Below are 20,690 nucleotides of genomic sequence, written 5' to 3' on the forward strand. Positions count from 1 at the left end.
ATTTTTAGATATTTGAGAATCAGTTTTTTTTTCGTAATAAAGCTCTCTCTTTCAAGAAAGAAATATGAATTTCAGTCCCTTTTGCAGTGCCCTCAGGTCACGGGATATGCTTTTTCAGGAAAATCATTTAATGAAGAAGTGGCTGCTATGATTGATGAAGCTGATTATGTTATCACTGGTTCGTATGTCGTAAAAAACGATCCAGCGGTTAATGATGGTGTGATTGATGACAGCGTTCAGGACTCAAGCAAATGGGCAACTGCCTTCCCGAGAGCTGTTATGAAAGACGCAGAAGCCAAAAATAAAGAGTTTGTATTAATGAGCTTGCGCAATCCTTATGATGCTGCAAATTTTGAGGAAGCAAAGGCTGTCCTTGCTGTTTACGGATTTAAAGGCTATTCAAACGGTGCCTACAGACAGCCGAATATACCGGCTGGCATTAAAACAATCTTTGGAGAATCAAAGCCAAAAGGTAAATTACCGGTAGACATTCCATCAGTTACACATCCGGAAGAAATTCTTTATAAATTCGGCCATGGTTTAGATATCCGTTCCGGCAAGCAGCTTAAATAATCTGAAGGGGAGGAGTTATCATGAAACGAATTCTATTTATTATTTTGATTCTAATGCTTGCTTTAACCGCAATCCCAGCAGCAAAAGATATTTCTGCACACAAGGATAAGAAAAAGAATACGGTGTCGCCTGGAGTTGAGGTTCTTTTAAAAGATCAGAAAGAGCTTTTAAAAGGTAAGAAAGTGGGTTTAATTACAAATCCAACAGGCATTGACTCGGAGTTAAATAGTATAGTCGACCTGCTGAATGATGATCCGGATATTGAACTAAGCGCTTTATATGGCCCTGAGCATGGAGTTCGCGGAGATGCGCAGGCAGGATCAAGCGTTGGATTTTATATCGATGAAAAAACAGGCTTGCCTGTATACAGCTTATACGGAAAAACGAAAAAACCAACACCTGAAATGCTTGAAAATGTAGACGTTCTATTATTTGATATCCAGGACGTCGGCACACGCTATTACACGTACATCTATACAATGGCATATGCAATGGAAGCAGCACAAGAAAATGACATTCCATTTATCGTGCTTGACCGTCCAAATCCGCAGGGGGGACTGTCAGTAGACGGACCAGTGCTTGAGCCTGAATTTTCATCATTTGTCGGATTGTACCCGATTCCGCTTAAACATGGTATGACAGTAGGAGAGCTTGCTTCGTTCTTCAATGAGGAATTTGAAATTGGAGCAGATTTGACTGTGGTTAAAATGAAAGGCTGGAAGCGTTCCATGGATTATGATGATACAGGCCTACCATTTGTGCTGGCATCACCAAACATGCCGACAGTTTCAACAACATTTGTCTATCCGGCAACAGGATTAATTGAAGGGACGAATGTGTCAGAAGGAAGAGGAACAACCAAACCGTTTGAACTGATTGGTGCACCATACATCAACAGTGCAAACCTTGCAGAAAAACTGAACTCACTCAGCCTGCCTGGTGTGAAATTCAGAGCAGCTTCCTTTACGCCAACTTTCTCAAAGCATACTGGAAAACTCAGTCATGGGGTAGAAGTTTATGTAACAGATCGGGAAGAATTTAATGCGGTTCCAACTGGTCTTCACATTATTAAAACGATTCATGACATGTATCCGAACGACTTTCAATTCTTGGCTGCGAACAACTTCAGCTTGTTGATTGGCAACGATTGGGTCAGACCTATGATTCTAGAAGGAGCATCTGTTGCGGAAATCATGTATGAGTATCAGAATGAGCAGGATGAATTTAAAGAGGTTCGGAAAGAATATTTGATGTATAAGTAATGGTGACTTTTTGTGCGTGATATCAAGAAAGTGAAGATATAAAAATACTAGTTTTGAACGATGCAATTTTGTATATTCATTTACCTGCTGGGCATATTAACCTTTATAGAAAGGATGTCTGATAGCATGGATGAAAATAAATTAGCACAACTTGACCGTGAACAGTTACAAGAAATTAGTGAACTTGAAGTTAAGATTGGAGTTACACTTGTTGCTTATGATAATGGGGCAACCGAAACGCCACCTTCACCCTCATAAGAAATTTCCTATAGTAAGAAATGAGCATCCGAAATGGATGCTTTTTTTATGCAACAAAATACCAGATTGACAAAGAAGGGGAAAAGTTGTATTTTAAATAGGTTCAGCTGGAACTGTTCAATATAGAACTGTTCTAATACGAAGAAACGGTGATGTGCAATTGGAAAATGAAAAGATGTTGAAATCAATACAACTATTACATTCATTTTGGAACGTGCAAAAGAATTTAATTAAACTCGCTCAAAAGTCCGCGGTCGAAAATGGTTTATCTGTTCCACAGTATTCCATTTTGATGGCAATGAAACTTGATAAGGAAATGATCCAAAAAAATGTTGGAGAAGTAACCTTTCTTCCCAAAAGTACCCTTAGCCAAGCAGTTGATGGACTCGTTCGTGAAGGCATTATTAATCGTCAACAAGTAGAAGGCAATCGTCGGGAAATCATGTTGTCAATTACTGAAAAAGGCGATGCACTTATAAAAGATATTTATCTGCAAGAAGGTGGTATTCATCAAGTATTTCAATCTGTAGTTGAAGACATGAGTGAAAGCCAATATGATGAACTGCTTAGAGGACATCTTCAAATTACAACTTTTTTGGAGACAGAAGCTCAAGAAATAGGAGAGTGTATGAAATGATTAAGTTACTGAAAAACCTATCTGTTTATAAGTGGTTTGTTTTAGCAGTTATTGGCCTTGTTTTTATTCAATCGATGGCTGATCTTTTTCTACCCACTCTAATGGCTGACATTATTGACAAGGGTGTTGTAAAAGGAGACGTCCCATATATTTGGAAGCTTGGCGGATTTATGTTGTTGATTTCAGTAATTGGCGCGATTGCCTCCATTATTGCCAGCTATTATTCTTCTAAAGCTGCGATGGGCCTTGGACGCGATATTCGTAGAAAAGTCTTTAACCATGTAGGGAAGTTTTCATTACAAGAATTTGATGAAGTTGGAACGGCTTCACTCATTACACGGACTACTAATGACATTACTCAAGTTCAACAAGTGGTTATTATGATGCTCCGTATGGTTGTTAGCGCACCTATCATGTTAGTGGGTGGACTCATCATGGCGCTATCGAAAGATGCCAAACTATCTCTTGTTATTTTCCTTACGATGCCAATACTGATTGGTACCATATTACTAATCCTAAAAAAAGGGGTTCCTCTTTTCCAAACGGTTCAAAACAAATTGGACCGGTTAAATCTTGTACTACGTGAAAATCTTACAGGAATTCGAGTTGTTCGTGCATTCAACCGTGAAGATGAAGAGAAAGTGCGACTTAAACAAGCGAATAGAGAATTAACAGATGTCTCGATCAAAGTAAATAAAATTATGGCATTTTTAATGCCTGTCATGATGCTCGTCATGAACTTGACGGTTGTCGGCATTATTTGGTTCGGAGGTATCCGAATTAATAACGGAGGCATGCAGATTGGTGACTTAATGGCTTTTATCCAATATGTTATGCAAATCATGTTTGCTCTTGTAATGGCCTCTATGATGTTCGTGATGGTTCCACGTGCAGCCGTTTCGGCAAAACGGATAAATGAAGTACTTGAAATGAAACCATCATTTCAAGACGAAGGTACGGAAAAGGCAAATATTGAACAAGGTACGCTTGAGTTTGAAAATGTCTCGTTTAGTTATCCTGGAGCAGAAAAACCTGCATTATCCGATATTAGTTTTAAAGCAAGACCTGGAGAAATCACGGCGATTATTGGTGGAACAGGATCTGGGAAATCTACACTGGTCAATTTGATACCTCGCTTTTATGATATTTCAAGTGGTGTTATTCGTGTTAATGGCGTTGATATTCGTAAAATGCCTGCAGATGAAGTTCGTTCAAAGCTTGGCTTTGTACCACAAAAATCCATACTTTTCACAGGAACCATTGCTGAAAATATTCTTTTTGGAAAGCAAGATGCTTCCCAAAGTGAAATTGAACATGCGGCTCGTACTGCTCAAGCAGAAGATTTTATTGATAGAATGACGGACGGCTATAATTCTGAAATCGAACAAGGTGGCTCGAACTTATCTGGAGGGCAAAAACAACGTCTTTCGATAGCGCGAGCACTCATTCGAAAGCCTGATGTGTATATTTTTGATGATAGTTTTTCTGCTCTTGATTTCAAGACAGATGCTAAGCTTCGTGCAGCACTAAAAGCTGAAACAAAAAATGCGACTGTTTTACTCGTGGCACAACGTGTGAGTACGGTTGTAGACGCTGACAGAATCATCGTATTAGACGAAGGGGAAATTGTAGGTATGGGTACACACCAAGAGTTGCTTAAGTCTAATGATGTATACCGTGAAATCGCCCTATCACAGCTTTCAGAGGAGGAAATCGCATGAGTAAGAAAAAGAAACCACCTCAAAATGCTGGGCAGATGGGGCCAGGACCAGGTGGCGGTAACATGATGATGATGGGACAAAAAGCGAAAGATTTCAATGGAACTTTGAAACGCCTTTTATCCTATTTAAAACCACGTAGGAACCAATTAATCGCTGTGTTTTTTGCAGCAATCTTAAGTACTATTTTTACGATAGTTGGTCCAAAAATTATGGGAAATGCCATTACAGAGTTATTTGAAGGAGCATACGGGAAATTTTCAGGAGTACCTGGAGCTGCCATTGACTTTGATAAAATTGGGCAAATCCTTCTATTACTTGCAGGACTGTATGTCTTAAGCAGTCTTTTCAGCTATATCCAACAATATATTATGTCTAGTGTTGCACAAGATACAGTGTTCGATTTACGAGAAGATGTAAATCAAAAGCTTGAGAAATTGCCTTTGAAATTTTTTGATGGTCGTTCAAATGGGGATACACTTAGCAGGATGACCAATGACATCGATACAATTGGTAGTACGCTTCAACAAAGCTTAACGCAGTTCATCACATCCATCATTACAATTGTAGGAATCATCATTATGATGCTTTCTATTAGCCCAATATTGACGCTAATCTCAATTGTGAGCTTACCCGTTTCAATTTTTGCTATTGGACCCATTTTAAAAAGATCTCAAAAACATTTCGCTGATCAACAAAGAACTTTGGGCGAGTTAAATGGGCATATTGAAGAAATGTATACAGGTCATCAGATTGTAAAAGCCTTTGGACATGAGAAAAAATCTGGCGCTCAGTTTGATGTGGTTAATGAAAAATTGTATGATGCTGGTACGAAAGCTCAGTTTATTTCGGGAATCATCATGCCGATGATGTTCTTTATCGGGAATTTGAGCTATGTTCTGATTAGTGTTGTTGGAGGAATCTTAGTAACGCAACGCGCTATCTCAATAGGTGATATTCAAGCATTTATCACGTATTCAAAACAATTCACTCAACCAATTACACAAACTGCGAATATCGCTAATATTATTCAGTCAACAGTTGCAGCAGCAGAACGTGTCTTTGAACTACTTGATGAAGAAGAGGAAATGAAAGAAAATACTTCAGTTAGTTTAAATAGAGCAGTAGGTACGGTCACTTTCGAACAAGTAGACTTTGGCTATGAAGAAAATCTGTTGATACAAAATATGAATATAAACGTCTTACCTGGACAGACGGTCGCAATTGTTGGCCCTACTGGCGCAGGTAAAACGACTATGATCAACCTGTTGATGAGATTCTATGAACTAAATGGAGGGAAAATTAAGATTGATGATCTAGATACACGAGATATGTCTCGAAGCGATCTTCGAAAGAATTTTGGAATGGTACTTCAAGATACTTGGCTCTTTAATGGCACGATTAAAGACAATATCGCCTATGGGAAAAATGGAGCAACAGATGAAGAAATTTTCGAAGCTGCTCGCACGGCTCATGCTGATCATTTCATTCGAACTCTTCCAGATAGTTACGATACAATCTTAAACGAAGAAGCCTCTAATATTTCTCAAGGACAAAAACAGCTTCTGACAATCGCTCGAGCGGTTTTAGCAGATCCTCCAATTATGATTTTGGATGAAGCAACGTCTAGCGTAGATACAAGAACGGAAGTATTCATTCAGAAGGCGATGAATCGCTTAATGGAAGGAAGAACTAGTTTTGTTATTGCCCATCGTCTATCGACCATCAAAGATGCTGATTTGATTCTTGTAATGGATCAAGGTCAAGTGATTGAGCAAGGTACACACTCAGAACTAATTGAGAAAGATGGTTTTTACGCAGACCTATATAATAGCCAATTCACTGAAAAAGTGGCGGGATAAATGAAAATGAAGAATCTAGCGACGTAGCAGTTGCTAGATTTTTTTATCTAAGTATGAAAGTAGGTATCATATTTGGATAAGTCGTCATAATGCGATTCTTACTTTAGCCCAAACTAAAAGGCTCTCCATTTCCATTTGGAAATAGAGAGCCTTTATCTTTACTATCGAGTGATTACATTGGAATGGAGCAAAGATTCAACCTCACTAGGTACTTCTACAACCCACCCAAATGGATCTTCAAGTGTACCTGTTTGAATACCTGTTAACGTGTCATATAATTTTTGTGAGACTGGGCCAGTTTGACCATTGTTAATTGTCATTTTTTCATCGTTCCAGAATAATTCGCCTACGGGTGCAATCACTGCTGCGGTACCTGTACCAAACGCTTCTTCAAGTTTTCCATCAGCATAGGCTTGTTTAATTTCATCAATTGAAATAAGACGCTCTGAAACTGGTATATCCCAGTATCGGAGTAATTGAAGAATGGATTTACGCGTGATTCCTTCTAAAATGCTGCCGTTTACCATAGGAGTAACTACTTCTCCATCAATTTTAAAGAAGATATTCATACTGCCAACTTCTTCAATATATTTACGGTTAACACCATCAAGCCATAGGACTTGGGAATAGCCTTTGTCACCAGATTGTTGCTGAGCTTTTAAACTAGAAGCATAATTACCACCCGTTTTTGCTGTTCCAGTGCCTCCAGCAACGGCGCGAACATATTCACTTTCGACAGAAATCTTAATAGGTGCAAGTCCCTCTTTGTAATAAGAACCTACAGGAGACAAAATGATAATAAATTGATAATTAGTAGAAGGTGCAACTCCTAAATAGGGTTCAGTTGAAATAATAAATGGTCGAATATATAAGGATGTACCTGCAGCTGTAGGAATCCATTCACGATCAATTTGGATGAGTTGCTTAAGTGCCTCTAATGCAAAGTCTTCATCGAGATGGGGAATGCATAAACGGTCATTTGAAATATTAAACCTCTTAAAGTTTTGATCGGGTCTAAATAAAAGCACTTGATCTTTTTCTGTCAAATAAGCCTTCAAACCTTCGAAAACGGACTGTCCGTAGTGGAAAATCATCGAAGCTGGATCTAAAGAAAGACTTTGATATGGAATGATACGAGCGTCGTGCCATCCATGTCCTAAAGCATAATCCATTATAAACATATGATCAGTAAAAGTTTTACCAAACTGTAGTTTATCCGCTTGCGGTTTTTCCTTCTTCGTTGTGCTTAAAGTAATGTCGATATTGTAAGTCGTCATAATTCCATCTCCTTGCTTTATATTTACGGGGATCTAGATAACCCACAATAATATAAACAGTATTATACATCTTTTCAGAATTATTTCACAAAAAAAATTCCGGAATCCAGTAGACAATAGTTTGCTGGATTCTTTTGTTGATTAACCATGTAGAAATTAACCTATTAATCATTAGTAAAAGTCGTTTAAAGGAGAGAGATTGGTTAAAATTAGCCGAAAAGTACCATTTTTTAATAAATATTTATTTGAATATAAAATATAGAATTCATTGAATTATGAAATAATACCAGTATAATGGTAAAAACGAAAGGACAGGATGCTTAATGAAAAAGGATTTGAGGATTAATAGCAAGGTATTTAGTGAGGGGGCAATGAAGGCTCCAAATCGGGCCATGTTGCGAGCGGTTGGCGTAACAGATGAAGATTTTAAGAAACCGATGATTGGTGTCGCTAGCACTTGGAGTGAAGTAACACCGTGCAATATACATATTCATGATTTAGCAGTCAGTGCGAAAAAAGGTGCTAGAGAAGCAGGAGGAGTCCCTTTCATCTTTAATACAATCACGGTATCGGATGGGATTTCGATGGGGACAGAAGGTATGCGTTATTCGCTTCCTAGTCGAGATGTTATCGCAGATTCTATTGAAACGGTAGTCGGAGCAGAAAGTCTGGATGGGCTCGTCGCAATTGGAGGCTGTGATAAAAATATTCCAGGCTGTTTAATTGCAATTGCGAATGCTGATGTACCGTCCGTATTTGTTTATGGGGGAACCATTTCTCCAGGATTACATAATGGACAAAATATTGATATCGTCTCCGTATTTGAAGGCGTAGGCCGTCACAATAATGGAGACATAAATGATGATACGCTTCGAAAAATAGAATGTAATGCATGTCCTGGAGCAGGTTCGTGCGGCGGTATGTATACGGCAAATACAATGGCATCGGCTGCTGAGGCAATGGGTATTAGTCTCCCGGGCAGTTCTTCGAATCCTGCAGAGTCGGAGTTGAAATTAGAAGATTGTGCAGCTGCCGGCGCCGCTGTTTATAACTTGCTAGAGAAAGAGATTTATCCGAAAGATATTATGACAAAAGAAGCTTTTGAAAATGCGATTACTGTTGTTATGGCTCTCGGCGGATCAACAAATGCGGTTCTGCATCTTCTGTCCATCGCACACGCTATTGAAGTAGAATTGGACATCGATGATTTTAACCGTATTCAAAAGAAAATACCTCATATTGCAGATTTGAAGCCAAGCGGTAAATACGTCATGGAAGATTTGCACAGGGCTGGCGGAGTTCAAGCAGTGATGAAAATGTTGTTGGAAGCTGGGTATCTACACGGTGATTGCATGACTGTTACTGGAAAAACAATGGCCGAAAACTTAAAGGATGCACCAAGCCTGACAGAAGGACAACGAGTCATTCTACCGTTTGATAAGCCATACAGAGCAGACGGACCTCTGATTGTGATAAAAGGAAATTTATCTCCAAGTGGCGCGGTTGCAAAAGTATCTGGTGTGAAAGTAAAACAACATACGGGACCAGCTAGAGTATTCAATACAGAAAAAGAAGCAACTGCTGCGGTTATGGCCAATGAAATTAGCGAAGGGGATGTGTTAGTCATCCGCTACGTAGGACCAAAAGGTGGGCCAGGAATGCCTGAAATGCTGTCCATTTCCGCCATTCTTGTCGGAAAAGGGATGGGTGAAAAAGTTGCCTTAATAACCGATGGTAGATTTTCTGGTGGAACGCACGGACTGGTAGTAGGCCATATTGCGCCAGAAGCTCAAGTTGGCGGACCTATCGCGTTATTGAAAGATGGCGATATCGTCACGATTGATTCTGAAAAACAAGAGATTTCCATGAATGTATCGGATGCAGAACTTGAAGAGAGAGCGAAAGAGTGGGTAGCCCCTCCACTATATAAAAAAGGTGTGCTTGGGAAATATGCACACAATGTTTCGTGTTCATCAAAAGGGGCTGTTACTGACTTTTTGAATAGATAAATTAGGGATGAAGAGTGGGGGAGTAAAGTGAGTTATTTAGATGAACTAAGAAAATTTCTTTCTCCTGAGAGGGTTTCTACAAATGAAGTGATATTGGATCAGCATAGTAAAGACGAATCTTACCATAAGCCGTTTTTACCAGATGCAGTCGTTTTCCCAGTCAGTGCGGAAGAAGTTAGTCATGTTATGAAAATTTCCGAAAAATTCAAGGTTCCTATTATTCCTTTTGGATTAGGGACCAGCTTAGAAGGACATGTGATTCCTTATAGTGGGGGAATCACAGTCGATTTCTCTTTAATGGATAAGATTCTAGAAGTTTCTCCAAATGATTTTTTAGTAAGGGTTCAGCCAGGGGTTACTCGCTCCAAGTTAAATCAAGAACTGAAAAAACATGGCTTATTCTTTTCAGTTGATCCAGGAGCGGATGCAACTCTAGGTGGCATGGCGGCGACAAATGCTAGTGGAACTACTTCTGTACGATACGGCGTGATGCGAGATCAAGTTAGAGATTTGGAAGTCGTCCTCGCTAATGGAACTATCATCCATACTGGGAATTTAGCAGCTAAGTCATCTTCAGGATATAACTTAAACGGGTTATTCGTAGGATCGGAAGGGACTTTAGGATGTTTTACAGAACTAACTTTACGCGTGTTTGGGATTCCTGAAATGACTGTTGCTGCAAGGGCATCCTTCGAAACCATTGAACAAGCAGTGGAGTCAGTAGTCGGTATTCTTTCTGCTGGCATTCAAGTTGCACGTATTGAATTGGTGGACCAGCATTCTATTGCAATGGTCAATATCTATAGTGGGACAGACTATCTTGTCGCACCAACACTATTTTTAGAATTCCATGGCAATGAAGCAGGCTTAATGCAAGATATGGAGTTTGCAAAAGAGATATTAGCTGATAACAAGTGCAGTGAATTTGAATTCGAAAAAGACTCGGAATCACGAAACCAACTGTGGGAAGCACGTCATAATTTAGCGTATGCGGTTATGCGAGCTCATCCAGGAAAAAAGTTGATGGTAACAGATGTGTGCCTACCAATTTCTGAGTTAGCAAACGGCATTGAGTCTGCAAAATCCGAGATGGAAAAATCTGAATTACCAGGTGGTATCGTCGGACATGTTGGAGATGGTAATTATCACGTTCTTTTAATGGTAGATGTAGAGGATGAGGACGAAATGAAGAAAGCGGAGAGTTTTAACAGACACATCGTAGAATTTGCCTTAAGTAAGGGTGGATCATGTACAGGTGAACATGGTGTTGGTATAGGCAAAATGAAGTATCAATCTATGGAACATGGAAAATCACTACAGGTAATGCAGCTGCTGAAAAAGACACTAGATCCTCTTAATTTGTTGAATCCAGGAAAGATGTTTTATTTAGACGAATGAGATTAAAAAGAAGCTAAGGGGCCTCAAAATTGACCTTGAAATTGTATCTCCAAGCTATTTAATTGCCTCCTGAATTTGCTTCTTTTACATTAGGGTCCGTATGGGTTAAATAGTGAAAATTGAATGTAAGGTTGGAGCGGCTGAAATTTGGTATTTTCAGCCGCCTTTTCTATGTGGGGGTGGCTATTATTTTGTTCTCCCAAAACAAGAATTAATTCTTGCTTAATTCATCCAATTTATTACAATTATAAATAAGTAATATTAAAGTAAAAGTGAAAATAAATAATTCTAAATATATCCATTATTTTGCTATTAAAATATTGGGATATTATGTATAATTAAGTGGATGGAGGGGTTTTCAATGAAAGAAAGCAAAGGTAGCGTTGAGGGATATAAAAATATGTCTGTTCCGTTTACTTTAGTAAGTAAAGAAGTGGACTCGAAGAATTTAGTTGTGTTTTTACCTGGCGCAGCTTATACCGTGCAAAGCCCTGCGTTTCATTATTCCCAAAAGCTTTTTTTAGATAAAGCTTTTGATGTACTTCAGGTTAATTATCGATATAACGATAAAGTTTATGATGAATTCACTATGGAAGAGCTAAGTGAAGCTATTAAATTCGATATAAAAACAGTGTTAGATAAGGCTTTGAAAGACACATCATATGAGAAATTTTATTTGGTAGGTAAGTCACTCGGAACCATTGCAATGAGTTCGATAATAGATCGGAACATGTTTAAAGAGGCTAATACCATTTGGTTAACCCCATTACTACATAGAGATGATGTTTTCGCAGCAATGGTTAATAGTGAAAATCGAGGATTATGTATTATTGGAGATAATGACCGCTGTTATGTTAAAGAGAGATTTAACGAATTGAAAGCCAAACCAAATATTAGGGCAACGTTGCTTCCAAATGTTAACCATAGTTTGGAGTACGACCACAATATGGTCGAATCTATAGAAGTATTGAAAAGCTTAATAAACGATATTCAAGAATTTGTTTTTTAAGTTGAGGGGATATTCTTATGAATGAAAGCCTTAAAAAAGAAATATGGTCTTGGATTAAAGCGATTGTATTAGGTGTAGCCATCGTCTTTATTTGTCGTGAGTTTATGGTTACCCCCGTTAAGGTGGAGGGGAAGTCCATGACGCCTACTTTTGAAGATAATAATCGCGTTATTGTTTCCAAAATGAGTAAGGTTGATCGTTTTGATATGATCGTGTTCCATTCTCCCGTATCCAACGAAGATTATATTAAACGTGTCATCGGTCTCCCTGGAGATATCGTCGAAGTGAAAAATGATGTGTTACATATTAATAATATTATTTATGAAGAACCTTACTTGAAAGCGAATAAAAAATTACTTTCAACTCAAGAGCAATTAACGGACGATCTTAAAGTGAAGGTTCCAGAAGGGTCTTTATATGTGATGGGGGATAATCGGAAGAAAAGTAGTGATAGCCGGGACATCGGTTGTATTACTGAAGATGAAGTAGTGGGTGAAGTTAAGTTTCGATATTTCCCATTCACTGATTTCGGTACACTTGAATAATGTAGCCATTTTGTGAACCTTTCAGAACAAATAGATCAAATGAAAGAACGACTCGTTCACTTACCGAAGAATACTTCCCTTAGGTAGCAACATTATAACGAAGAAAAAACCTACAATTATTTGTAGGTTTTTTCGTTGTGTGATTATTTTGCGTCAGGGAATATTCGTTGAGTTAGTTCGCCAAATTCTTCAAATAATCCTTCTACAGGTTTACCTTGTTCAACCTTCTTACGATATTCGTCCATACGACTGACGAAATCAGGGTTTATAGAAACATAAACGTTATCAACATCGGCGTTTACCTCTTTTACTTTTTCTCCAATTTTATCTTCGATTTGTTCGAGCTCTTTTGAACCCTCTGCTATTTCTGATCCGTCTGGGTTTTTGTTTAATACAATTGCTACATAGGCGTTGTTTTCTGTAACTATAACAGTGGAGCTATCCACTTCTTCTAATTCATCAATCTTAGCCGAAGCATCTTGAGCAAGTTCTAAATTCTTATCATCTGTTGCTATATCCGCATCTTTTTCAGCTACGCCTCCATTATTTTCTGTGTTAGTAGCTGTATTATTTTCATCTTTATTGCCACATCCCATTAATGCAATACATAGAAGCGTAGCTGACAGTAACATCCATATTTTTTTCATTAGTTTAAATTCCTCCTAATTTTTGATGATTGATTTAGCATGGACTTAATTCATTTTTTTATTCTGCATAAGAGAATTTTGTTAATTTGAATCCTGTAATAAATCCAGAAAATATAAGGGTTTTTTTAAAAAAAATTTTTTTAAAAAAGCTACACAAAAAACGTTGTGTTCTAATACAATATAAAATATAATAACTGTTATATAACAACGGAAGGGTGATTAAGTGATTGAACTTAACGGTTTGAAAATTGCCAATGACCTGTATCAATTTGTTGAAGATGAAGCTTTACCAGGTAGTGATGTTTCAAGTGAGGATTTTTGGAAAGGGTTCAGTCAACTGATCTCAGTAATGGTTCCAAAAAATAGAGATTTGCTAAGCCGAAGAAATCAGCTTCAAGAAATAATTGATCAGTGGCATGAACAGAACAACTGGTCAGAAAATCGAGTGAAATATGAAACGTTTTTAAAAGACATTGGCTACAGGGAACCAACAGCGGAACCTTTTAGCATTACAACTTCAAATGTAGATGATGAAGTTGCCATTCAACCAGGGCCACAGCTAGTCGTACCAGTCAATAATGCTCGTTACGCAATTAATGCAGCAAATGCACGATGGGGAAGTTTATATGATGCACTTTATGGTACAGATGTAATCGAAGAACATCACGGTACTGAAAGAGGAACGACTTACAATCCGCAAAGAGGGAACAAGGTTGTTGAGTATGCACGAAATTTTTTAGATCAAATTGCACCATTAGAACTGGGCTCGCATGCTCTTGCGACTGCATATCGAATTGAACAAAATCAACTTATCATCGTTCAAGGAAGCAATCAGACCGTTTTGCGTGAGCCGTCGAAATTTATTGGATTCATTGGAGATCATTCCTCGCCAACTGCGATTCTCCTTCAAAACAATGGGTTGCATGTGGAAATTCAGTTTGATCGAACACATCCGATTGGCATGACTGATTTAGCGGGAATAAAAGACTTACTTGTTGAATCTGCTTTATCGACGATTATGGATTGCGAGGATTCAGTGACTGCGGTTGATGCAGAGGACAAAGTAGTCGTCTATCGAAATTGGCTTGGTTTGATGAAAGGAACTCTCAAGGCGACTTTTAAAAAAGGTCAACATGAAGTAGTAAGAACGTTAAACAGAGACAGAAAATATCAAACGGTAAGAGGAGAAGAGCTTACTTTACGAGGTCGATCGCTTTTACTTGTACGAAATGTTGGTCATTTAATGACATCTAATATGATAATAGACCAGTATAATCAGGAAGTACCAGAAGGAATTATTGATACAGTAATGACCAGTTTACTTGCAAAGCATGACCTTTTAGGAAAAGGAAATATACGTAACTCTGAGAAGGGTTCTGTATATATTGTAAAACCCAAAATGCATGGTTCAGTAGAAGTAGCTTTTGCTAATGAGTTGTTTAACCGAGTGGAGGATATACTTGGACTCGAACGTTATACATTGAAAATTGGTGTCATGGATGAAGAACGAAGAACTTCTCTTAATCTTGAAAATTGTATTCGGGAAGTAAAAGATAGGATTGTTTTTATTAATACAGGCTTTTTAGACCGAACAGGTGACGAAATCCACACCTCGATGCTAGCAGGTCCTGTCATTCGTAAAAATGAAATGAAACATTCAAATTGGCTTCAGGCCTATGAAAAATCAAATGTTGATACAGGATTAATTTGTGGTCTACCTGGTCTTGCTCAAATCGGTAAAGGTATGTGGGCAATGCCGGATCGTATGAAGGATATGATGGAGCAAAAAATAGGTCATTTGAAAGCAGGCGGAAATACAGCGTGGGTACCATCCCCAACAGCGGCAACTTTACATGCTCTTCATTACCATCAATTGTCTGTTTTGAAAGTGCAAGAAATTCTGAAACAGGAAACTCGAGACAGAAGTACTGAAATCTTAACACTACCAATATCCACTGAAAAATGGTCTACAAGTGATATCCAACAAGAGCTCGACAATAATGCGCAAGGACTACTGGGATACGTGGTTCGTTGGGTTGAGCATGGCATTGGCTGTTCAAAAGTGCCTGATATTCACAACGTAGGGTTAATGGAAGATCGAGCAACGCTACGGATTTCAAGCCAGCATATGACAAATTGGCTTCATCACGGGATTTGCACAGAAAATCAACTATTGGAAACATTAAAGAGAATGGCCAAAGTCGTGGACGAACAAAACAGTGAAGACCCAGCGTATCACCCAATGTCTTCAGATTTTGAACGATCTATTGCATTCCAAGCTGCATGTGAACTTATTTTTCAAGGGAAAAATCAACCAAGTGGCTACACTGAGCCTATTCTCCATCGTCGTCGCCAAGAGTATAAGAATCGTTTGTATGCGAAAAATTAGACCATGGATCATTTAATAAAAAAGTATATTAAAAATTGGAGGGATTTACATGCAGGAACAACAAAGAGAATATAATTCAAAAGATGATTCTCAAGGCGTATTTTTCAATTCGAAGAATGACATAAGACAACTGAATACGTGCCTTACATGCGGTCAAGATTTTGCTAGTTTTAAAGAGTGCATCCAGTGCTGTGCAGAGCTCGATTAATTTTTTTGATCAATCTGTTATATAACAAATATATAAAAATAATGTGTATTATATCAAATTAGAAAAGAGGGAAATTATAAAATGACAAATCGTAAACAGCAAGCAGAGGAATTAACGAAAAGTTGGAGTGAAGATCGTTGGAAAGGTGTCGAACGACCATATTCAGCTGAAGACGTTATTAAATTAAGAGGTTCAATCGTCATCGAACAAACACTTGCGACTTTAGGTGCTAAGCGACTTTGGAATCTTGTGAATACAGAAGACTATGTAAATGCTCTTGGCGCACTGACAGGAAATCAAGCGATGCAACAAGTAAAAGCGGGATTAAAAGCAATCTATTTGAGTGGTTGGCAAGTAGCTGCGGATGCTAATCTATCAGGACATATGTACCCAGACCAAAGCTTGTATCCAAGCAATAGCGTACCACAAGTGGTGAAAAGAATTAATCAAACGTTGCAACGTGCTGATCAAATTCAGCAAGCGGAAGGTAAGGGCGATACATATTGGTATGCCCCCATTGTAGCGGATATGGAAGCTGGGTTTGGTGGAACACTGAATGTATTTGAATTAACCAAGTCGATGATTGAAGCTGGTGCAGGAGGGGTGCATTTAGAAGACCAACTTTCTTCTGAAAAGAAATGTGGTCACTTAGGAGGAAAAGTTTTGCTTCCTACTCAAACTGCAGTGCGTAATCTAATCGCTGCACGATTAGCAGCTGACGTAATGGATGTACCTACTGTGCTTATTGCTCGTACAGATGCAAATGCAGCTAATCTAATTACAAGCGATGTGGATCCGTATGATCATCAATTTATTACGGGAGAACGAACGCCGGAAGGTTTTTATCATACTAATGATGGTATCGATCAAGCAATTGCCCGAGGTCTTGCATATGCACCATATGCAGATTTGATTTGGTGTGAAACTTCTGAACCGAATATTGATGAAGCTAGAAAGTTTGCTGAAGCCATTCACGAGAAATTCCCTGGTAAACTGCTTGCTTATAACTGTTCTCCATCATTCAATTGGAAAAAGAAACTGGATGAAAAAACGATTGCAAGCTTCCAACAAGAGCTTGGGAAGATGGGTTATAAATTCCAATTCGTTACACTTGCAGGTTTCCATGTACTGAATTACGGGATGTTCGAACTTGCGAAAGGCTATAAAGAGCGAGGCATGGCGGCTTATTCTGAGCTACAAGAAGCCGAGTTCGCAGCTGAACAAGATGGCTACACAGCGACTCGACATCAACGTGAGGTTGGAACGGGTTACTTTGATGAAGTTTCACTTGTTATTTCAGGCGGAACGTCATCTACGACGGCCTTATCTGGTTCAACTGAAGCAGAACAGTTTCAGCATGAGGAAGTAGCGGCAACTGAAGCGGGATGAAAACTCAAGTGCTAAAGTATTAGATCATGACTAAACCTAGTGGCAACACTGGAATTTGTTAAAAGATAAGAAAGAATAATATTTGGGACTACCGTGAACAGTGTTCATGGTAGTTTTTTATTATGGAGTCAAATATTTTAAAACGTATATTTTTGGTGCAGATTAATACAAATGAATAACTTTATCTCTTAGGTATCAGAAATATTTTAAAAAACATCTTGTGCTGCGTACTTACCTATAAATTATCCTGTGCCCAATGGGTTTCGGGGAGCTTTGGAAAGCACTGTGCTGCATCTTACCTAATAAAGAGTATTTATCAATAACGAGCCCGCGAGAGTTTTATACAACTACAATAAATAGCTTCATAGTAAATCATTTTATATCACCCTAATCAAGTTTACCTTTTGAAGGTTTTGACAAGTTCTTGAAATTCAAGGCTATCCCATCGTGTCTCGTTAGTTCAATAAGAATTACTACTCTTGCTTTTCATTTTTTCGTATAGCCAAGGTATACCTTGAAAGAAAATGATACCTAGAATAACGGCTAGTAATATAGATATTCCAATGACATTTGTTATAAATAAACAAAGCAATACAACTAAAAAGAAGAGTCTCCAATACAAAACCATTTTTTTCAAAACCACACCTACCTCTTAGCAACTCCTGATTTTCCGAGTTAATCTTTTCATTATTTTAACATAAATATCCAAATAAGTATGGGGAAATTCTCATATTAGATGTACCTTAAAGAAGTTTTGGAAGAGTAATCAAAAAAAAGAAGAATGGGGAAGTGACAACGTCATTTCTCCCATCCTACTTTTATTCAATGAAATCTTATTTTGTGAAGTTATAATATTTTATCAAGGAAGTCTTTGGCTCTAGCTGTTTTAGGTTGGCTAAAAAATTCAACTGGGTTGCCTTCTTCTAGTAAAACACCGTGATCGAGGAACAGAATGCGGTCTGCAACTTCACGAGCAAAGCCCATTTCGTGGGTTACCACGACCATTGTCATACCGGATTTTGCGAGATCTTTCATGACGTCCAAAACCTCTTTTACCATCTCAGGATCTAGGGCTGAAGTTGGTTCGTCAAACAACATGAGTTCAGGTTCCATCGCAAGCGCACGAGCGATTGCGACACGTTGCTTTTGGCCACCAGATAAACTATTTGGATAAGCTGCTTCTTTCTCTGATAAGCCAACTCTTTTTAGCAATTCACGAGCTTTTTCCTGAGCAACTTGTTTATTCACACCCTTCGCTTTCAAAGGCGCATATGTTAAGTTTTCAAGTACTGTTAAGTGAGGGAACAGATGAAAATGTTGAAATACCATTCCTATACGTTGACGCATTTTGTTTACGGGTGTTTTTGAATCGGTTAAGTCCTGTTGATCAAACACTATTTTTCCAGAGGTCGGTGTTTCCAACATATTCATGCAACGGAGAAACGTAGATTTTCCAGAGCCTGAAGGACCAATGATAGAAACGACTTCACCTTGGGCAATTTCTGTAGAAATATTACGTAATACTTCGTTGTTGCCAAATTTTTTGGTGAGATTATCAACTTTGATCACTAACCTTCAACCTCCTTTCAAGCACTTTACCAATCGTGGAAAGACCAAAGACCATAATCCAATAGATTAAACCGACGAAAAGCAATGGTTCAAAATTTCGATAAATATCCGCACCGACCACTTGTGCACGACGCATTAGATCTAACACGGAGATGGTTGAAACAAGTGCCGACTCTTTTGTTAGTGTAATCACTTCATTCATTAGTGATGGTAGAATATTTTTTAAAGCTTGCGGTAAAATGATGTCTTTCATCATTTGTCTATAAGGAACACCCAATGCCATGGCCGCTTCTGTTTGCCCTTTATCCACAGCTTGAATCCCAGCGCGAATAATTTCGGAAATGTAGGCAGCAGAGTTCAAACCAAAAGCTAGAACAGCTGATAGGAATGGTGATATATCATAGCCGGTCAGTTGAGGGATGGCGAAATAGAAGGTCATTAACTGAAGAATTAATGGTGTCCCTCGAAAAATGGAAGTATAGGCAATAGCAAACCAATTTAAAGGTTTTATATTACTAATCTTACATAAGGCCAAAAGTGTCCCTAAAATAAATCCTACGATTAATGCAACTGCAACAAATTTTAACGTTACCCAAATTCCTTCTAACATAAAAGGAATATAAGGCGTGATTTGACTAAAGTCTAAATTCATGCCTTACACCTCATTTCTATATTTTTCTATCAATTTGTATTCTCAATCATATAAACGGAAACTTATGACTTCTTACTCTTCGCTTAACCATTTGTCTTTCATTTCTTGAAGTTTTCCATTTTCTTCTGCTTCTTTCAAGACAGCATTAACCTTTTCTACTAAATCACTGCCTTTAGGGAATGCAATACCCATTCCTGGTGAACTTGTAGTCGGATCATCAAATCCTTCTAAATCTTGTTCAGCGATATATCCTTTTGCAACAGCTTTATCCATATAAGCAGCATCAATGCGGTTTGACAGTAACTCTTGGATTAATACGTTTGCGTTATCAACAGCTTTGATTTCAATATCAACGGTTTCAGCCTTAATTTTTTTAGCACCATCTTCTTGAATAGTCCCAAGTTGAACGCCAATCGTTTTACCTTTTAAATCTTCAATTGATTTAAGCTTTGAATCTTTTAATGTAATTAACATTTCCCCAGAATGGTTATATTCAGTGGAGAAATCAACGTTCTCCTTACGTTTATCTGTAGCGGACATACCGGAAAGAACCATATCAACTCGATCATTTTGCAAAGCGCCAATTAAACCATCAAATTTCATATCATTAATTTTAAGTTCGTATCCTAATTCATCTGCAATGTAGTTGGCTAGATCAATATCAAAACCTTCAAATTCACCAGCAGTGTCTCTCGATTCAAATGGCGGGAAGTCTGCCGAAGTAGCCATTTCTAACACTTTTTTGTCACCAGTATCTGCTGTATCTTTGTCTTGTGCGTTATTATCTCCACATGCAGCAAGTAACATCGTTGCTAATGCAAGAGATCCAATTAAATTCCATTTCTTCATTGTGTATAATTCCTCCCCAGAGTGTATGTTTATGCGTTAAGGGAAGTGTATCACTATTTTTATAAGGTGTGAAGCATTTTTATACAAAAAATAAAAGTTGTAATTTTCTGAATTCTTTTGAGTTTTTATGCATATGAAAGGTTTGATGGAATTAGTTTTATTGTACTAATGTAGTGGTGTGAAGACAAATATATATTGATCAAATATATTATGCCCATTCAAGTGATGTTTTCGATCATTCATTCATTGTTTCTGCCCATTCTTTTAACATTTTCGCCCATTCAAAAGTATTTTAGACCGTTCAAGTGATGTTTCCACCCATTCGCCTGGAGACGGACACTTCTTCTTCTCCATAAACACACTCTCAATAGAGAACGATCTTTCAATGTTCAATGAATATGGCGTTGAATAACTACTGATATTACGGGATTAGACATAC

Annotated in this window: 17 protein-coding genes; 12 read left to right on the forward strand and 5 right to left on the reverse strand. The window is 38.1% G+C overall.

Annotated features, from left to right (window positions below; genetic code table 11):
• The 6 genes from C8K15_RS02195 to C8K15_RS02215 all read left to right on the forward strand — a co-directional run.
• Positions 1–573, forward strand: a 573-nt coding sequence (locus C8K15_RS02195) for a glycoside hydrolase family 3 C-terminal domain-containing protein (protein ID WP_199224046.1), incomplete at its 5' end; no start/stop codon positions are given.
• 53 nt (positions 574–626) lie between these two features.
• Positions 627–1,835 carry an exo-beta-N-acetylmuramidase NamZ family protein gene (locus C8K15_RS02200; RefSeq protein WP_369973702.1) on the forward strand — a complete coding sequence of 403 codons (1,209 nt, stop codon included), beginning with the start codon at positions 627–629 and terminating at the stop codon, positions 1,833–1,835.
• A 126-nt stretch (positions 1,836–1,961) separates the two neighbouring features.
• Positions 1,962–2,093 (forward strand): hypothetical protein, encoded by a 132-nt coding sequence (locus tag C8K15_RS21115; RefSeq protein ID WP_255421020.1) that lies wholly within the window; start codon positions 1,962–1,964, stop codon positions 2,091–2,093.
• Positions 2,094–2,307: 214 nt separating this feature from the next.
• Positions 2,308–2,730, forward strand: a complete 423-nt coding sequence (locus tag C8K15_RS02205; RefSeq protein WP_369973699.1) for a MarR family winged helix-turn-helix transcriptional regulator — start codon at positions 2,308–2,310, stop codon at positions 2,728–2,730.
• Positions 2,727–4,451, forward strand: coding sequence for an ABC transporter ATP-binding protein (locus C8K15_RS02210; protein ID WP_108584787.1), 1,725 nt, complete (start codon positions 2,727–2,729; stop codon positions 4,449–4,451). Before C8K15_RS02205 ends, C8K15_RS02210 begins: the two co-directional genes overlap by 4 nt.
• Positions 4,448–6,310, forward strand: coding sequence for an ABC transporter ATP-binding protein (locus tag C8K15_RS02215; protein ID WP_108584789.1), 1,863 nt, complete (start codon positions 4,448–4,450; stop codon positions 6,308–6,310). Before C8K15_RS02210 ends, C8K15_RS02215 begins: the two co-directional genes overlap by 4 nt.
• A 161-nt stretch (positions 6,311–6,471) precedes the next feature.
• On the opposite strand, the gene C8K15_RS02220 is transcribed toward C8K15_RS02215, so the two are convergent.
• On the reverse strand, positions 6,472–7,587 hold the full coding sequence (locus C8K15_RS02220) for a branched-chain amino acid aminotransferase (RefSeq protein ID WP_108584790.1): 1,116 nt from the start codon (positions 7,585–7,587) through the stop codon (positions 6,472–6,474).
• 323 nt (positions 7,588–7,910) lie between these two features.
• On the opposite strand from C8K15_RS02220, the gene ilvD reads away from it, so the two are divergent.
• The 4 genes from ilvD to lepB all read left to right on the forward strand — a co-directional run bounded on the left by ilvD (position 7,911) and on the right by lepB (position 12,548).
• A complete protein-coding gene (gene ilvD, locus C8K15_RS02225; protein WP_108584792.1) occupies positions 7,911–9,596 on the forward strand; it encodes a dihydroxy-acid dehydratase in 1,686 nt (561 codons plus the stop codon).
• A 27-nt stretch (positions 9,597–9,623) separates the two neighbouring features.
• Positions 9,624–10,994 carry an FAD-binding oxidoreductase gene (locus tag C8K15_RS02230; RefSeq protein WP_108584793.1) on the forward strand — a complete coding sequence of 457 codons (1,371 nt, stop codon included), beginning with the start codon at positions 9,624–9,626 and terminating at the stop codon, positions 10,992–10,994.
• A gap of 361 nt (positions 10,995–11,355) precedes the next feature.
• Positions 11,356–12,003 (forward strand): alpha/beta hydrolase, encoded by a 648-nt coding sequence (locus tag C8K15_RS02235; RefSeq protein ID WP_108584795.1) that lies wholly within the window; start codon positions 11,356–11,358, stop codon positions 12,001–12,003.
• 17 nt (positions 12,004–12,020) lie between these two features.
• On the forward strand, positions 12,021–12,548 hold the full coding sequence (lepB, locus tag C8K15_RS02240; protein WP_108584797.1) for a signal peptidase I: 528 nt from the start codon (positions 12,021–12,023) through the stop codon (positions 12,546–12,548).
• Positions 12,549–12,691: 143 nt separating this feature from the next.
• On the opposite strand, the gene C8K15_RS02245 is transcribed toward lepB, so the two are convergent.
• Entirely contained in the window at positions 12,692–13,195 is a 504-nt protein-coding gene (locus C8K15_RS02245) for a YhcN/YlaJ family sporulation lipoprotein (protein WP_108584798.1), read from the reverse strand.
• A 223-nt stretch (positions 13,196–13,418) separates the two neighbouring features.
• Between C8K15_RS02245 and C8K15_RS02250 the strand changes: the two genes are divergently transcribed.
• Both C8K15_RS02250 and aceA read left to right on the forward strand, forming a co-directional pair.
• Positions 13,419–15,584 (forward strand): malate synthase G, encoded by a 2,166-nt coding sequence (locus C8K15_RS02250; RefSeq protein ID WP_108584800.1) that lies wholly within the window; start codon positions 13,419–13,421, stop codon positions 15,582–15,584.
• A gap of 289 nt (positions 15,585–15,873) precedes the next feature.
• On the forward strand, positions 15,874–17,181 hold the full coding sequence (aceA, locus tag C8K15_RS02255) for an isocitrate lyase (protein ID WP_108584802.1): 1,308 nt from the start codon (positions 15,874–15,876) through the stop codon (positions 17,179–17,181).
• A gap of 846 nt (positions 17,182–18,027) precedes the next feature.
• On the opposite strand, the gene C8K15_RS02265 is transcribed toward aceA, so the two are convergent.
• From C8K15_RS02265 to C8K15_RS02275, 3 genes are all read right to left on the reverse strand, one after another.
• On the reverse strand, positions 18,028–18,750 hold the full coding sequence (locus C8K15_RS02265; RefSeq protein ID WP_108584805.1) for an amino acid ABC transporter ATP-binding protein: 723 nt from the start codon (positions 18,748–18,750) through the stop codon (positions 18,028–18,030).
• A complete protein-coding gene (locus C8K15_RS02270; RefSeq protein ID WP_108584806.1) occupies positions 18,737–19,402 on the reverse strand; it encodes an amino acid ABC transporter permease in 666 nt (221 codons plus the stop codon). The genes C8K15_RS02265 and C8K15_RS02270 overlap by 14 nt, the downstream gene beginning before the upstream one ends.
• A 72-nt stretch (positions 19,403–19,474) precedes the next feature.
• Positions 19,475–20,251 carry a transporter substrate-binding domain-containing protein gene (locus C8K15_RS02275; protein ID WP_108584808.1) on the reverse strand — a complete coding sequence of 259 codons (777 nt, stop codon included), beginning with the start codon at positions 20,249–20,251 and terminating at the stop codon, positions 19,475–19,477.
• Positions 20,252–20,690 lie beyond the last annotated feature (439 nt).

Source organism: Paenisporosarcina sp. OV554 (assembly GCF_003058165.1).
Taxonomy (GTDB): domain Bacteria; phylum Bacillota; class Bacilli; order Bacillales_A; family Planococcaceae; genus Paenisporosarcina.